Source organism: Sphingobacterium sp. UBA6645 (assembly GCF_002455685.1).
Taxonomy (GTDB): domain Bacteria; phylum Bacteroidota; class Bacteroidia; order Sphingobacteriales; family Sphingobacteriaceae; genus Sphingobacterium; species Sphingobacterium hotanense.
The window spans coordinates 19,289-35,929 of sequence record NZ_DKLH01000084.1 but is presented as its reverse complement, the minus strand read 5'-3'; the positions used below and the strand labels follow the sequence as shown (position 1 = coordinate 35,929).

The 16,641-nt window shown below is 42.7% G+C and carries 14 protein-coding genes; all 14 read right to left on the bottom strand.

The genetic code is table 11. From position 1 onward, the window contains the following. Positions 1–15: 15 nt before the first annotated feature. Complete coding sequence (locus B2400_RS14870) at positions 16–201, bottom strand: histone H1 (protein WP_149525106.1); 186 nt, start codon at positions 199–201, stop codon at positions 16–18. 130 nt (positions 202–331) lie between these two features. After that, on the bottom strand, positions 332–2,038 hold the full coding sequence (gene ftsZ / locus B2400_RS14865; protein WP_149525105.1) for a cell division protein FtsZ: 1,707 nt from the start codon (positions 2,036–2,038) through the stop codon (positions 332–334). A gap of 140 nt (positions 2,039–2,178) precedes the next feature. After that, the gene (gene ftsA / locus B2400_RS14860; protein WP_149525104.1) at positions 2,179–3,561 is read right to left on the bottom strand and encodes a cell division protein FtsA; all 1,383 of its coding nucleotides are present in this window, start codon (positions 3,559–3,561) and stop codon (positions 2,179–2,181) included. Positions 3,562–3,600: 39 nt separating this feature from the next. Beyond that, a complete protein-coding gene (locus B2400_RS14855) occupies positions 3,601–4,428 on the bottom strand; it encodes a cell division protein FtsQ/DivIB (protein ID WP_149525103.1) in 828 nt (275 codons plus the stop codon). Further along, positions 4,421–5,776: a UDP-N-acetylmuramate--L-alanine ligase gene (murC, locus tag B2400_RS14850; RefSeq protein ID WP_149525102.1), complete on the bottom strand. Its 1,356-nt coding sequence runs from the start codon at positions 5,774–5,776 to the stop codon at positions 4,421–4,423. Before murC ends, B2400_RS14855 begins: the two co-directional genes overlap by 8 nt. A 2-nt stretch (positions 5,777–5,778) precedes the next feature. Next, on the bottom strand, positions 5,779–6,879 hold the full coding sequence (gene murG / locus B2400_RS14845; protein WP_286650357.1) for an undecaprenyldiphospho-muramoylpentapeptide beta-N-acetylglucosaminyltransferase: 1,101 nt from the start codon (positions 6,877–6,879) through the stop codon (positions 5,779–5,781). A 4-nt stretch (positions 6,880–6,883) separates the two neighbouring features. Continuing rightward, complete coding sequence (locus B2400_RS14840; protein WP_149525100.1) at positions 6,884–8,083, bottom strand: FtsW/RodA/SpoVE family cell cycle protein; 1,200 nt, start codon at positions 8,081–8,083, stop codon at positions 6,884–6,886. 17 nt (positions 8,084–8,100) lie between these two features. Beyond that, positions 8,101–9,474 (bottom strand): UDP-N-acetylmuramoyl-L-alanine--D-glutamate ligase, encoded by a 1,374-nt coding sequence (murD, locus tag B2400_RS14835; RefSeq protein ID WP_293934588.1) that lies wholly within the window; start codon positions 9,472–9,474, stop codon positions 8,101–8,103. A gap of 9 nt (positions 9,475–9,483) precedes the next feature. Further along, a complete protein-coding gene (mraY, locus tag B2400_RS14830) occupies positions 9,484–10,728 on the bottom strand; it encodes a phospho-N-acetylmuramoyl-pentapeptide-transferase (protein WP_149525098.1) in 1,245 nt (414 codons plus the stop codon). 5 nt (positions 10,729–10,733) lie between these two features. Beyond that, positions 10,734–12,191: a UDP-N-acetylmuramoyl-L-alanyl-D-glutamate--2,6-diaminopimelate ligase gene (locus B2400_RS14825; RefSeq protein WP_149525097.1), complete on the bottom strand. Its 1,458-nt coding sequence runs from the start codon at positions 12,189–12,191 to the stop codon at positions 10,734–10,736. A 1-nt stretch (position 12,192) separates the two neighbouring features. Further along, positions 12,193–14,319 carry a penicillin-binding protein gene (locus tag B2400_RS14820; protein ID WP_286650356.1) on the bottom strand — a complete coding sequence of 709 codons (2,127 nt, stop codon included), beginning with the start codon at positions 14,317–14,319 and terminating at the stop codon, positions 12,193–12,195. 16 nt (positions 14,320–14,335) lie between these two features. Further along, positions 14,336–14,746 carry an FtsL-like putative cell division protein gene (locus B2400_RS14815; RefSeq protein ID WP_149525095.1) on the bottom strand — a complete coding sequence of 137 codons (411 nt, stop codon included), beginning with the start codon at positions 14,744–14,746 and terminating at the stop codon, positions 14,336–14,338. Between the two features lie 19 nt (positions 14,747–14,765). Then, entirely contained in the window at positions 14,766–15,677 is a 912-nt protein-coding gene (gene rsmH / locus B2400_RS14810) for a 16S rRNA (cytosine(1402)-N(4))-methyltransferase RsmH (RefSeq protein ID WP_149525094.1), read from the bottom strand. After that, positions 15,670–16,143, bottom strand: a complete 474-nt coding sequence (gene mraZ / locus B2400_RS14805; RefSeq protein WP_260039412.1) for a division/cell wall cluster transcriptional repressor MraZ — start codon at positions 16,141–16,143, stop codon at positions 15,670–15,672. The genes rsmH and mraZ overlap by 8 nt, the downstream gene beginning before the upstream one ends. Positions 16,144–16,641: the final 498 nt, after the last annotated feature.

Genomic DNA, 16,641 nt, shown 5'->3' with positions numbered 1-16,641 from the left:
GACTTGAAGAAAAGCTTATTTCTTATTCTTTAAATCTTGAATTCCTAGACGCAACGACTGCGATAGCGTTTTAATGTCTTGAAGACCTTTTCTCACGCGCGTACCTGCTGCGCTATTGCCTTTAGAGAAGAACTTTTCTGCATCGCCTTCTAAACCGTCAATAAGAGATTTTAATTCCTTGAATTTATCAATACTTGCCATAACTGTTAGATTTATGAGTTTATATTTAGTAACTAGCTTAAAATTAACATCTTTTTCCAAGAATCAAAATCTAAAAACAAAAAAAAAGGTGACCTTCTCAGGCCACCCTTATTTATTAAATAGGATAAGATTAATCAACATTGTCGTGTAAGAACGAGTTGTTTGGTCTGATTTCAGTCTCTCCATCGTCGAACGATAAAGTGAAACGAGACACTTGAGACTGCGAAGAATGTGGAACATCTTCTAAAGTCTTCTGCTTTCTTTTGTAGGCAGGCTCATTCTCTAATTCTTGAAGACCATTGGAAGATTTTAATTTCATGCTCAACTCTTTCAAACGTAAGATACGCTCTTTCGTTTTCAATAATTGATCTTCGAAATTGATCTCTTCTTTCTTCGCTTCTTCCAATTCTACTTCCGCTACAGGAAATTGTTCAAGTGCTTCGTTAGAAATCGGAGCTTCTTCTTCTTGTTGTTCTTCTGCCGGTTTGTAAGCATCAAATACCGTTGGCAATTTGAACTCGAATAACGAAGGCGTTGTCTTCAATTCAAAACCGTGCGGGTTTGAATCTTCCTCAACTTCATCAACCTCTGATGAGTTGTCGAACTCTAACGTATGACGAATGATCTTGTCACTGTTTTCAGCCACAGCAGCTGTACTCGGACTGGTCACCGTCTTATTAGAGAATAGATCTTGCGGAGGTTGTGCCGATGGGTTTTCTACAGGTTGAGAAGGCTTTACAAAAGCACTTTGATCTACCGCAGGACGCTCAGCAAATTGATTCTGAGAAACAGGTTTAACGAAAGCAGAAGTTTGAACTTCCGGAGTTAAGGGAATAGCAATCTTCTCTTTTTCTTTTTCCTTAACACGCTCTTCCGATGTTTGGAAACCTGTAGCTATAATAGTAACAGAAAGTTCCTCGTCGTAGTTCTCATCGATACAGTTACCCCAGATCAAGTCAGCGGATAAACCAGCTTTCTCCTGAATGTAGTCTGTAACGATAGCAACCTCGTCCATAGTTACTTCGCGTTTTCCGGAAGTAATATTCAACAAGATGTAACGAGCACCTTCAATTTCATTATCTTTTAATAATGGCGATGCTAAAGCACCAGTTACAGCGTCTAATGCACGTTGTTCACCAGTAGCAATCGCATTACCCATGATTGCAACACCACTATCATTCATTACTGTGCGAACATCTTTGAAATCGACGTTTACATAGCCCGGGATAGTAATGATTTCTGCAATACCTTTTGCAGCAGTTGTTAAAATATCATCTGCTTTCGCGAATGCAGCTGTCATGGTCAAGTTACCGAAGATCTCGCGCAAGCGATCATTCGAGATAACTAAATAAGAGTCTACATATTTACGTAATTCGCCAAGACCTTCCTCAGCTTGCATACGACGTCTTTTACCTTCGAAAGTAAATGGAGTAGTAATAATAGCAACGGTTAGAATTCCTAATTCTTTCGCAGCCTTCGCCAATACCGGACTTGCTCCAGTACCTGTACCACCACCCATACCAGCAGTGATGAAAAGCATCTTTGTATTGGTACCCAACATGCGTTTGATATCCTCAATACTTTCGATAGCTGAATTCTCACCAACATCAGGGTCAGCACCTGCTCCCATACCTTCTGTTAAGCTTGCACCTAATTGAACCTTATTTGGAATCGGGCTAAGCTCCAATGCTTGCGCATCTGTATTACAAACGATGAAGTCTACACCAGAAATCCCTTGCTTATACATGTGATTTACGGCATTCCCACCGCCACCACCAACACCAATTACCTTGATAATTGATGAATTCTCCTTTAACATTTCAAATTGTATCGACATATATGTTATCCTATTTAATTCTTCCTCAAGCAATTACGTTATCGCAATTTGACTCAACAATTCTAATGTAATATTACCAAAATCTTAACAACAGTTTTCCACATTTGTTAAAATGTGGAAAAATCGAACGATGTGGAAAATTATTTCTTTCCGATAAATGTGTCATCGTCGATATCGGCGCCATCCTTGATCCAGTCGCCTAAGAATCGAGTTAACCAACCCTCCTTTTTTGACTGTCCTTCCGCTATTTCTTTAACGCCTTCTTTCGCTTTTTCTTTTGTTTGAGGAGCTTTTTTAACTATTTTTTCTTCATTGCGCATCTCCTCTTCTTCAATCGACTGTATACCTTTAATCAACAATCCGATACCCGTTGCATACAATGGGCTCTTAAGCTCGTCAAAGGCTTGTTTGTTCAACATTTCGGTCTTTGCTAAATACTCATTCGGGTAACCAATACGACAATCGATACCTGTGATATATTCAACTAATTGAACTAAGTGTTTCAACTGCGCACCACCACCTGTAATAACAATACCTGCAATCAATTTATCTTCATAACCTGAAGACTTAATCTCGTAGTAAACATGCTCGATGATCTCTTCCATTCTAGCTTGAATAATATAAGCTAGGTTTTTCACAGAGATCTCTTTTGCTTCACGACCGCGGATACCAGGTACACAGATCACTTCGTTATCTTTGTTTTCGTCAGCTAATGCAGAACCGTAACGAACTTTCAATTGCTCCGCTTGATTGCGCAATACAGAACATCCCTGACGGATATCTTCTGTAACGATATTTCCACCCAATGGAATTACCGCCGTATGACGAATAATACCTTCATGGAAGATCGCCACATCCGTAGTACCACCACCAATATCAACTAACACCACACCTGCCGTTTTTTCCTCTTCATCCAACACAGCTTCGGATGATGCAAGAGGTTCTAAGATCAATTCAGAAACTTCAAGATCTGAATTATCTACACAACGCTTGATGTTTTTAATGTCAGTAACACGACCGGAGATAATATGGAAATTTGCTTCCACACGACGACCAGCCATACCAATAGGTTCTTTGATACCAGGTTCGTTATCAATAGTAAACTCTTGAGGCAACACATGGATAATCTCCTCTCCCGGAGGCAAAACCAATTTATACATATCCGAAATCAAACGCTCAATATCTAAACGTCCAATCTCATCATCGTCGTTCTTGGTTAAGATACCACGGTGCTGAATACTTTTAATGTGCTGACCCGCAATACCCACGTTGACAACCTTGATGTCTACGTTTGATTGCCCCTCCGCTACGGCAACGGCCTCACGAATACTTGTAACCGTTTTCTGGATATTTGCTACTACCCCACGGTTAACACCTGCAGATTCAGCTTTGCCGACACCTAAAAGCTCCACCTTATTGACCCCACTACGACGACCAACGGTTACACAAATCTTTGTTGTACCGATGTCCAATCCAACAATAATTGGATTCTCTTTTTCATTTTCTACAATTCTAGGTTTCATATGCTGTGTTTGATGCTGTATGTTATTAATTCTTTCTGTTTACTTCTTATTCATTTTCATCTGCAAGCTGTCGATGAACCAGTCACCATTACGCTCACAAATAATTTGGCCGCCATATTTCACATTCACTTTGCTATAGGCGCCAGTCCCCACTCTTGGCATGATATGCTTATAGAAGGTCGTCAGTCGATTCAATTTATAATCCAATGAATCAGCACTCCCGATAATCAATGACTGCTCACCAACGCGAGGGACGATTTCGATGTCACGATCGCTGTTAACAAAGAGCTGCACGATTTGATTGCTCCATAAATCATCGTTCTTTGTATGCTCGACAACATTTACTAAATCCTTTACCAGGGAAGATTGAACAGGCTCCAAAGCCTTCTTATAACCTTCTTTAATATTTCCGTTCGCCACCATCACATGTGGAACATATTTCAATGTCACCGGAATCTTTTGGTTCTTGGAGTCTACATAATACTCCTGCCCCATTTGATTGATAACACGAAGAACAACCTCACGTTGCAAAACCTGCACCTGCATCGTTCCATCCATGTCCATGTGTACATCTGCTTCCGACACGTAAGGAGATTTCTTTAACTCATTCTCGATCTTCTGCAAAGGAATTTCATTCAGATTCCTACCCACAACACGCCCAAACTTATCCTGAATCATTGACGAAATATCCTGCTGATCAATGAACGTTTCTTTACCTTCTACTAAAACCTTTAGTGACGTACATACCTGCACCTGATCTTTCTTCGTTACGAGGCTCATCAACATACCAACTCCTACCAGGGAAGCAATTCCTAGGAAAAAGTAGCCCACTTGGCGCCATTGTATGTTTCTAATTTTATTAAGCATTTGTCAATACTTCTTTAATCGGTTTAACCAACTTATCAATATCACCTGCACCTACCGTCACAACCAACTCCGGGCTCTCGGATTTTACAATCGCTAATACTTCTTCCGGACTTACCAAACGCTTATTTTCCAAGCGAATCTTTTCCAACAACCATTGAGAATCCACACCTGCGATCGGCAATTCACGAGCCGGATAGATCTCCATCAACAACAGCTCATCTGCTAAAGCTAAAACCTCAGCGAAGCCATCTACGAAGTCACGCGTACGAGTGAATAAGTGAGGCTGAAAAACAACCGTTAACTTCTTATTCGGATATAGCTTCTTCATCGATGTCAAGAAAGCGCGCAATTCCTCCGGATGATGCGCATAGTCATCGATGTAAATATGCTCAGGTGATTTAAAAATATATTCGAAACGACGTTTTACCCCTGCAAATGTTGATAATGCATGAACGATCTTCGGAGCAGCAATCCCTAATAGCTTCGCAACAGTAATCGCAGCAACCGCATTCTCTACATTATGCAACCCCGGAATACCTAAGTGAATATCCTTGATCGTCAAATCTTCCGAATGATAATCAAAATAGAACTCGCCATCTTTAACAACAACGTTCTCCGCGTATGCATCGCAAACCTCTTCACGAGCATAGTTGATATCTGCCGCAAATGGCAATCCCTTCCTTACGATCTTTTGACCATCTTCCACTACGCGATCCAAAAACATTTGGAAAGACTCCTGAAGCTTACTCGCTTCGCCATAGATGTCCAAGTGATCAGCATCCGCAGATGTAACGATCGCAATATTCGGGTGTAGCGTCAGAAACGAGCGATCATACTCATCCGCTTCTACAACCACGACGTTATTATCGCCAAACAATACGTTATTCTGATAGTTCGTGCTGATACCACCTAAGAAGGCAGAACAATCATAACCACTATCTTTCAATATATGAGCAACCATGGTCGACGTTGTTGTCTTGCCATGTGTTCCTGCAACAGCAATCGTGAAACGACTTGCTGAAATAAAACCCAACACCTGTGAGCGTTTGTACAACTCATGACCCGCTTTGATGAAATGAGATTTCAAAGCTAAGTCTGCAGGAATAGCTGGTGTAAAGATGATCAGGGTATCTTCACCTGCCGATTCAAACGATGCAGGCACTGCTGCCACATCATCCGTATAAATAATCGGCATCCCCTCTTCTTCTAATGTCCTAGTCAACTCTGTCGACGTACGATCATAGCCCGCAACCTCACAACCTAAGCGACTAAAATAACGAGCAAGACCGCTCATACCGATACCACCGATACCCAATAAATAAACTCGTTTGATTTTGTCGATATTCATCTTTACTTTCTTATTAAATTCAATACTTCTTGTGCAATCACCACATCAGCATCTGCTAGTGCCAGTTTATTGATTGCGTCGCCTAAGGCTTGCATTTTCGGTTCATCTTTCAACAAGCTTAATAGCTTACTGACTAAAACCTCACGTGCCTCATCGTCTTTCACCATGATCGCTGCGTCCTTGCTGACTAATGCCATCGCATTTTTCGTCTGATGATCATCCGAAACATTCGGTGAAGGAACCAATACTACAGGTTTTCCAACCACACATAACTCCGAAATAGTACCTGCACCTGCACGCCCAACAATCACATCTGCCGCCGCATATGCATAATCCATACGGTCTACAAAAGCCATCAATTTGATCTCTTCTGGAAGCGAGTCGCCCAGTTCCTCTTTTAGTTTCTCATAGTAGTAACCGCCACACTGCCAGATCACCTGAACACCTGCCTCTACAAACTGCGGAATACCCGCTTTGATACAATCGTTCAATGTCAGCGCGCCTAAGCTACCACCCGTAACCAAAATAGTCTTCTTATTCATGTCCAATGCAAAGGCATTGATTGCTTCCTCGCGCTTGTTCTCAATCGCTACGGAAGACTTACGAATAGGATTACCGGTCAACAGAATGCGCTCGGCTGGAAAAAAACGATCCATACCCTCATAGGCAACACAGATCTTCTTCGCTTTTGCGCCCAACTTCTTGTTGGTCACTCCGGCATAAGAGTTCTGCTCTTGGATGATCGTCGGTAAACCCATCATATTCGCCATCATCAATAATGGACCTGATGCATACCCGCCGACACCAATAGCCACTTCGGCTTTAAACTGTTTAAGAACGCTGCGCGCTTTCAAAAGGCTCTTCAGCATTTTGAATGGAAGCGCTAAGTTTTTCAATAGGGATTGACGGTTGATACCTACGATATCCAGACCTACAATCTCATATCCTGCTGCTGGCACACGCTCCATCTCCATCTTGCCCTCTGCACCAACAAATAAAATCTCCGTGTCGGGCGCCAATTGCTTCAATGCATTCGCAATCGCAATCGCCGGGAAAATATGTCCTCCCGTGCCGCCTCCACTTATGATTACTTTATGCGCCATATATTTAAATAGTACCAACTACCACCTTACGAGCAGCTGGCTTTTTAACTACGTCTAATTCTTCTTTATGCTTCAACTCTTCAATGTTACGGCTCACACTTAGGATGATTCCCAAGGCCACGCTCGTAAACAAAATCGACGTCCCCCCCATACTGACCAAGGGTAATGGAACACCCGTTACCGGGCCAAGCCCTACCGCGACAGCCATATTAGCTAAAGCCTGTATCGTCAAACTGAAGCCCAATCCTGCCGCCAAAAAGGCGCCGAAGGCTCGCGGACTTAAAGTCACAATTCGAATACAGCGATACATCAAGGCAATGTATAAGAACAGCAATACTGCTCCCCCTATCGTGCCATACTCTTCAATAATAATCGCAAAGATGAAATCCGAATATGGGTGCGGCAAAACATTTCGTTGAACTGAATTACCAACGCCTTTTCCGAACATTTCCCCCGTTGCAATTGCAATCTTCGCATTGTTTGCCTGGAAGTTTTTATCCTCCTGGAATGAACCCTTCGAATCATGAACCTCTTCCGTTTGGAAGAATCCCTGAATACGACTGATGTATGTACCGCGACGTGGACCTAAAAGCATAACCAGTGTCAACAACACCGCTCCGCCTAAACATACCACCGCAATCTGTTTGAAGTCGATACGTCCGATCATCAGCAATAAAACACTTACACCAAACAGCATCAATGCTGTAGATAAGTTTGCCAAGGCAATTAACACGAACACCGCACATACTGCCCCCATAATTGGGATGAACGACTTTTTAACGTCTTTAATTTCTTCCTGTTTTCTCGACAGCATACGCGCCAAGAATGTAATCAAGGCAAGCTTTGCTAAATCCGACGTTTGAAACGTCTGATTGATGATCGGAATAGTCAACCAACGGCTCGCCTCGTTCACCTTGCTACCAAACAGCAAAGTGTATAATAATAAAGGAATCGTGATCAACATTAACAGTTTGGATATACCGGCATAATAGCGGTAATCCAACTTGTGAGATAAGTACATTAATCCTAAGCCTGCAACAACGATAAATAGGTGCTTGAACAGATACATCTCGGTACCTTTGCCTTCTTTATAAGCCAAAGTACCTACAGAACTGTAAACTGCTAATAGTGACCAAATGGATAACAAGATCACAATGATCCAGATCCACTTATCGCCTTTTAGTTTAGAAAAAATGTATTCCATAGATCCCCCCTATATTATTATAAAGCCATTACAGCTTCCTTAAATTTATCACCACGCTCTTCGTAGTTCTTGAACCAATCAAAGCTTGCACAAGCAGGCGACAACAATACCGTGTCTCCCTTTTTCGCAAGATGAGAAGCAATCTGAACCGCATCAGACATTGACGCGGAATTAACGATCACTTCTGTGTCATCCTCAAAAGCCTCATGAATGCGGCCCGTATCTTTACCAATACAGATAATAGCCTTTACCTTAGACTTCACAAGATCACGCAACATGTCGTAATCATTGCCTTTATCCACACCCCCCATGATCAATACGATATCCGTAGAGAAACTCTCCAACGCATACCATACCGAGTTCACGTTTGTTGCCTTTGAATCATTGATATAATTCACGCCACCAACGCTAGCTACATACTCAAGTCTGTGTTCAATATTTACAAAGGATCCCATACTCTCCTTCATCGACTGATTGCGCAATTCTTGAACTTTTGCAATCAATCCCGCCGCACTGTTATTGTAAACATTGTGCTTGCCCTGTAACGATAATTCTTCAATATTCATGGTAAAAACTTCTCTATTAGGTACTAAAATGTTCAAAGTGTTGTCTGCATCAACAAAAGCCCCCTGTGTTAATGCTTGCTCCTGTGTAAATGGCAAATGAATAGCCTTTGTCGGATGCTTATCCAATGCCGCTACTGTTTCCGGATCATCTAAACAGTAAATGAAGTAATCCGTCTCGCGTTGGTTCTGCAGCATTCTGAATTTCGAAGCCACATAATTCTCCATTTTATATTCGTAACGATCTAAATGATCGGGCGTAATATTTAAGATGACAGCAACGTCTGCACGGAAATGATACATATCATCCAACATAAAGCTGGAAATCTCCAATACATAACATGCATGCGGATCACGAGCTACCTGCAAAGCGAAACTGTTACCGATATTCCCTGCCAGACCAACATCCACCCCGCCCTCTTTCAACAAGCTATAGGTTAGCATGGTGGTTGTCGTCTTGCCATTGGATCCTGTAATGCAGTACAATTTCGCATCGGTGTATTGAGCGGCAAACTCAATCTCTGAGATCAATGGTTTATTTAAAGAACGTAGCTGCTTGATTAATGGAGCCTTCTCCGGAATACCCGGGCTCTTCACCACTAAATCAGCATTCAATATCAATTCCTCACTGTGCTTGCCCTCTTCAAAAGAAATCTGCTCTTTTTCCAAGGTTTGCTTATAAGAATCGGCGATCTGCCCCATATCGGAAACAAATACATCAAAGCCCTTATCCTTACCTAAAATTGCAGCACCTACGCCACTCTCGCCCGCACCTAGGATAACCAGGCGGCCAGATTGTGGATAATAGGTATGTGCTATATTTGACATCTTCTTATTTTATCTAACTTTCAATGTAACTATGGTCAAAATCGCGAGGATAATCGACAGAATGACGAAACGCGTCACGATCTTCGATTCATGATATCCTTTCTTCTGGTAGTGGTGATGTAATGGGGACATCAAAAAGATACGTCTACCCTCACCATATTTCTTCTTCGTGAACTTGAAATAGGACACCTGAAGAATTACCGATAGATTCTCAATCAGGAAGACCCCACATAATACCGGAATCAAAAGCTCCTTACGGATCAGGATCGCAAAAGCAGCAATGATACCGCCGATGGCCAAACTTCCTGTATCGCCCATGAAAACCTGAGCAGGATAAGCATTGTACCAAAGGAAACCTGTACATGCACCGATAAAGGCACCGGCAAAAATTACCAACTCACTCGAGTTCGGAATGTACATGATGTTCAAATAGTCCGAGAAAATAATGTTACCCGATACATAGGCTAAAATCGCCAGAGTAATCCCCATAATTGCCGAGGTCCCCGTGGCTAGCCCGTCTATCCCATCCGTTATATTGGCCCCATTCGAAACCGCCGTAACAATAAATACGACCACAACTAAGAAAACCATGAAAGTCGCCCAAGGGTTATTCACACCCAAAAAGTCTAAGACTTTCGCATAGTCAAACTCATTATTCTTATAAAATGGAATATTCGTCTTGGTCGACTTCACATTCTCCGCATAAATCTTTTCGCCAGTTGATGGGTTGATAACCACCTCCACCGGTTTCGAAGAAGTCGGGTTGGTCACTTGCTGACGAACCACGATATCCGGATGGAAATACATGGTGATCGCAATCAAAACCCCAAGACCAATCTGACCGATTACTTTAAAACGTCCCGCTAATCCTTCTTTATTCTTACGGAATACTTTGATATAATCATCCAAGAATCCAATCGCCCCCATCCATACCGTCGTGATGATCATTAAGATGACATAGATATTATCTAGCTTCGCGAACAGTAAGGTTGGGATAAGGATACCTGCGATAATGATCAATCCACCCATCGTCGGTGTTCCTTGCTTCTTCTTCTCGCCCTCCAAACCTAAATCACGAATTGTTTCGCCTACTTGCTTCTGATGAAGCAAACGAATCAAACGACTACCGAATACCGTCGTGATAATTAACGAAACAATAACTGCCATGGCCGTCCGGAATGAGATATACTGGAACAATCCAGCTCCCGGGATATGAACATGTTCATTAAGCCAAGTAAATAAATAATATAACATCCTCTCTAATTGATCTCGTTAAATATATTTTCTAATTCCTCACGATCGTCGAAGTGATTCTTCACGCCCTTGATCTCTTGATACTTCTCGTGCCCTTTGCCTGCAACAAGGATAACATCTCCCGGTTGTGCTAAGTGAACCGCCGCACGAATCGCTTCTCTACGATCGGTAATCGAGAATACGTTCTTCTTCTTCTCCGCCGGCAAGCCAGCTTCCATATCTCTGATGATCTGTACCGGATCTTCTGAACGCGGATTATCCGACGTCAATATCACCTTGTCGCTCAATCGAGCGGCAACTTCCGCCATCTCCGGGCGCTTTGTTTTATCACGGTCACCACCACAGCCTAATACCGTTAATACCTGTTGACCTTGCTTTCTTAAATCAAGAATCGTTTCCAGCACATTCTCAACTGCATCCGGCGTATGGGCATAATCCACGATAGCAACAATCCCATTGTTCGAACGTACCGTTTCAAATCGTCCCTCTGCACCCGAAATCTCGCTCAAAGCAGTCAGAACCTTCATGGTTTCCTGCTCCAATAAAATGGCAGCGCCATATACCGCTAATAAATTGTAGGCATTGAAATGCCCAACCAACTTAACCCATAGCTCTTGACTATCAATCTGCAGCAACATCCCATCTAAATGGCTTTCCAAAATCTTAGCCTTGAAATCAGCCATCTGATGCAGACCATAAGTCTTACGATGCGCAAATGTATTTTGAAGCATCACTACACCGTTCTTATCATCGATATTCGTCAATGCGAAAGCGTAGCGATCTAAATCGTCAAAGAACTTCTTCTTTGCCTTGATATAGTTGGCAAAAGTGCCGTGAAAATCTAAGTGGTCATGTGTGATATTCGTGAAAATCCCACCCGCAAAGCGTAATCCAGCAATGCGTTGCTGAACAACGGCATGCGAGCTCACTTCCATGAAACAATAGTCGCAACCATCATCCAACATCTCACGCAATAATGCGTTCAAAGAAATCGGATCTGGTGTCGTATGTGTAGCAGGAACAATGCGATCGCCGATCTGATTTTGAACCGTTGATAACAATCCAACATGGTAGCCCAACTTCGTGAAAAGATTGAATAACAATGTCGCCACCGTCGTCTTACCATTAGTGCCTGTAACCCCTACTAATTTTAAATCTTTGGATGGATTACCATAAAAATTCGCTGCAAAAACACCTAGCGCAAATGAAGAATCATCAACCAATATATAGGTTACTCCCTCTGAAATTTCAGCAGGATATTCTTCCAATAACACCACGCTTGCACCTAACTCGACAGCCTTTGCGATAAACAAATGACCATCCGTTTGATGCCCACGAACCGCTACAAAGGCAGAACCTGCCTGTGCTTTTCTAGAGTCCAGACATACCGAAGTCACCTCTGCATCGAGAGTGCCTTGGTAATCCTTTACCGGGATAGCATGTAACAATTCTTTTAACAACATATTAGTGTAATTCAATTAACACCTTAGTACCCGACTTCAAACGCTGTCCGGCAGCTAATGACTGATTAAAAACTTTTCCTTTTCCACGTACAGTGGTCTTGAAGCCTGCATTCTCCATCGCAAAGATGGCATCCACTAAGCCCATACCTTTTACATCCGGAACAACCCCTTCTTTAAACTCTGCGCTCGTAAATGGCAAAGCGTTGGTGCTGTTCGCTCCTGAATCCGATTGAACTATCGCATTCCAGTTCACGGACTGAATACCCAACATCTGATAAACCTTTGCTGTGGCATCTTTCGAACCTCTCAATGTATATGGAACTTTCGCTCCTTTAAAATTTACCTGACGCTTGTCTAATGTGCTATGTAAAGACAGGTCATTCGCATAAACCATGTCTGCTAACTCACGAAATACCGGACCGGCAACTGACCCACCGTAATAACCATTTCTTGGGTTACGGATCACGACGATCATCGAATACTTCGGATTCTCCGCAGGGAAGTAACCAACGAAAGATGATTGATAACGACGAGCGCCATATCCCCTTGAGCCGTCCGCCATCTGCGCAGTACCGGTTTTACCCGCTGAACTGTACAACGGACTACGCAAGCGCTTTCCTGTTCCCTCCACCATTACACCTTCCATCATCTTCTGCATCTTGCGGATAGCATCTTCCGATGCCATTTGTTTATTAATGACGCGTGCATCAAACTTTTGCACGGTATTTCCTAAATGCTGGATTTCTTTAACGAATAAGGGAGCCAATAAACGCCCATTGTTCGCTACGCCATTCACCAACGTCAGTGTCTGTAACGGAGTCAATTTCAATTCGTAGCCGTAAGCCATCTGCACTAAAGACAATTTGCTCCATGAGCGGCTATCCGGCATCTTAACCCAAGGCTTACCTTCTCCTGGAATCTGCAAGCCTAGTGGATCGTTCAAGCCCCATTTATGCAGCTTACCTGTATATTTTGCAGGGTTGCTACCATAATGCTGATTGATCAACTTGGCAACACCCACATTCGAAGACTCTTCGAATGCTTCTTTTGCGGTAACTTTAGATTTCTTCGGCGGATGCGAATCGCGAATCGTATGGCTCGGCACTTTATACGTACCGTTGCCAATATCTACAATAGTATTCGTGTCGATCACGCCATCATCCAATGCCACCAAATAAGATGCAATCTTAAAAGTCGAACCTGGATCCGCACCCTGTGCAATTGCATAATTAAATTTCTCTCTATAAACGCCTTCGGTATCACGTGTGAAATTCGCAATCGCGCGAACCTCACCTGTATTCACTTCCATAAGGATCACACAACCGTTATCAGCGTTACTTTGGATCAATTGCTTCTCCAATGCACGTTGCGCCATGTCCTGCATATTGACATCGATGGTTGCGATAATATCTGAACCATCCGTCGGAGCAACTTCCATCTCTCTATTCACCGGAATCCAGACACCGCCTGCGATACGCTGCATTAATTGTACACCGCTGCGCCCTTCGATATAATCGCCATAAGCACCCTCTAAGCCGACACGAACGGTGTCGCCTTTGGTATTTTTGTAACCTATGGTACGAGCCGCAAGATTAGTAAACGGCAAAATGCGCTTATTCTCGCGCACTGCTATTAAGCTACTTGAGTAGCGTTTCTTATTTTCTTTGAACCCTTTTAATAAAGGAAATTGCTTTAATGCTTTTAACTGTTGATGCGAGACCGCACGCTTGATCAACACATAGCGCTGTTTCTTGGCGCGCGCTTCTTTCAATTGTCCCAAATATTGTCTGGACGATTTATCACCGAAGAATTTTGATAGTTGAATTGCCAAGGAGTCTACACGAGCGTTAAAAACATCGTTCTCTTCAGCAGGAATCGCCATCGCATCAAAACGAATGTCGTACTCAGGCACCGAGGTTGCTAATAAGCTACCATCGTTTGAATAGATGTTTCCACGTGCAGCTTCAACAACACGCTCGCGAATTGTCAAACTATCAGCGATCGCTCTCCAACGGTCACCGTCCACATACTGTAAATGCAAGAGCTTCCCGAAAACCAATAGGGCACCAAATACCATTAGCCCGAACGCCAGGTACACCCTAATCAATATGGATTTCCTAATATTCATGTAATGGTTCTTGTATTTACTGTTTAACTTCTTTTACTACTTGCAATTTGATCGGCGGTTCGGTTCTTTCCTTCAGACCTAATGTATCCGCACGTTTCGCTATTTCTGTCTGCGTCGTTAATTTCATCAACTCGGCATTCAACGATTTATAATCCCAACTCAACTCTTTCACCTCTTTCCCTAGGCGGTCGATTCGACGAACCGTATTCTCCGCAAGGTGTCGGTTTGAAATGTAAAGCAAACCCAACAAGGCCAAAAAAGCCACGAACGGTAGGTTCTTGGCAACGAGATAAGTAGAGAGCTTCTTTTGGGAGAAAATGGACTTCAGGAAATCTTCCGTCTCTTCCACCTTTTCTTCCAAAGCATCAGACATCTCCTCTTGCACTTCCTCGCTTAGCTCTTTATTTTTTATCGTATTCCTCGCCATTCGCTAGTCTTTGCTTCAATTACACCTTTTCTGCTATACGCAATTTCGCACTGCGCGCTCTGTTGTTTCTCGCCAACTCTTCTTCATTCGCCACAATAGCCTTCCGGCTGATTACTTTAAATGGTTTGATCTCATTCCCGAAAAAATCCTTCTCCACCTCTCCTTTGAACTTACCCTTCGCCATGAAATTCTTAACCAATCTATCTTCTAAAGAATGGTAAGACATCACCACCAATCGTCCGGACTCTTTCAAAACCCCAACCGTCTGTTCCAAAAACTCCTGTAGGGCTTCTAACTCTTTATTTACTTCGATACGTAAAGCCTGAAATACCTGCGCATGGTATTTATGTTCTTTACCTTTCGGAACTAATTTCTTGATCACCTCTTTTAGTTCAGCAACCGTATTGATCTCTTGATTTAAACGAGCAGTAACGATTGTTTTTGCTAAAGTCTTCGCATTGATGATTTCACCATACATCCCGAAGATGCGATGCAAATCCTCTTCAGCGTAGGTACTCAATACCTTGCGCGCATCTAAGTCCGAAACCTGATCCATCCGCATATCCAAATCCGCATCAAAGCGAATCGAGAAACCGCGGTCAGCATCATCGAACTGATGTGAGGAAACGCCTAAATCGGCTAAGATGCCATCAACGGCACGAATTCCCTCTAAACGCAAATAATTTTTTAAGAACCTAAAGTTTTGATGGATCAACGTGAAACGAGGATCATCCAAAGCATTCTTAACAGCATCCGGATCCTGATCAAATGCGATCAAACGACCCTTTGGCCCTAAGTGTTTCAATATTTCTTTTGAGTGTCCACCTCCACCGAAGGTCACATCTACATAAATCCCGTCTGGCTTTATAGCAAGTGCATCAATACACTCCTGGAGCATCACTGGTACGTGGTAGCCGATTTCGTTACTCATTCTCCAACCCTCCGAAATCAAATCCACCCATAACGTCTTCCGCTAGTGCAGCAAAATCATCGCCCATATCCGCATCCATAATCGCATCGTATTCTGCTTTCGACCACACTTCAATCTTATCAAACTGACATGCTAGAACAACATCCGCTTGAATACCTGCGTACTCTAACAAACCCTTCGGCAATAACACACGGCCCGCAGAGTCCAAAGACAATTCCGTTGCACCACGCATAAATTGACGAATGAAGTTTCTGTTCTTCGCATTATATTGGTTCAGCTTCGCCAGCTGCGCCATCTTCTTATTCCATTCCTCCCTCGTGTAAATCACCAAATTCTTCTCAAAACCTCGGTTCACGACAAGCCCTTCCCTCTCCGCTTCCGGCAGCTGCCGTTTAAGCGAAGCTGGAACCACCATTCTTCCTTTGGTGTCTAGCTTACATTCGAATTCTCCGATTAATTGATTCATTCAGTATACGTCTACACTAATTTTAATGTAAAAGTAGACACTTTCCCCCACAATCTCCCACAATCCCCCACAAAAAAGTTTTCCACATCATAATACGACTACAAAAACAGCCTCTAGCGCAACAAAATCAAAGGATTATATTGAATTACAATAAATTAAAAAATGTATCAAATCGATTGAAAACCATCGACTAAGGAAGGAATAATGGAAGGTTTTCCATAAAAAATTAGAAAAATAGGAACAAAGTGGCTGAAAGTGGGAGAAGATAAAACAAGCTCAAGTCAAAGCCATTCTAAACCCAATATTAACCCCAATCAAACCCGCTCTGGAGCGGGTTTGATTGGGGTTTGAATGGGGAGTAGTTAGTATTTAGTATTTAGTAGTTAGACCTATGGCGGCTATAGAGATTAGATGTTAGATTTAAGACATTGTCTTTGAACCAGGAAAGGAAGGATGCAAGGATGGACAGGATATCACGCCATCGGTCTTTATACTAAG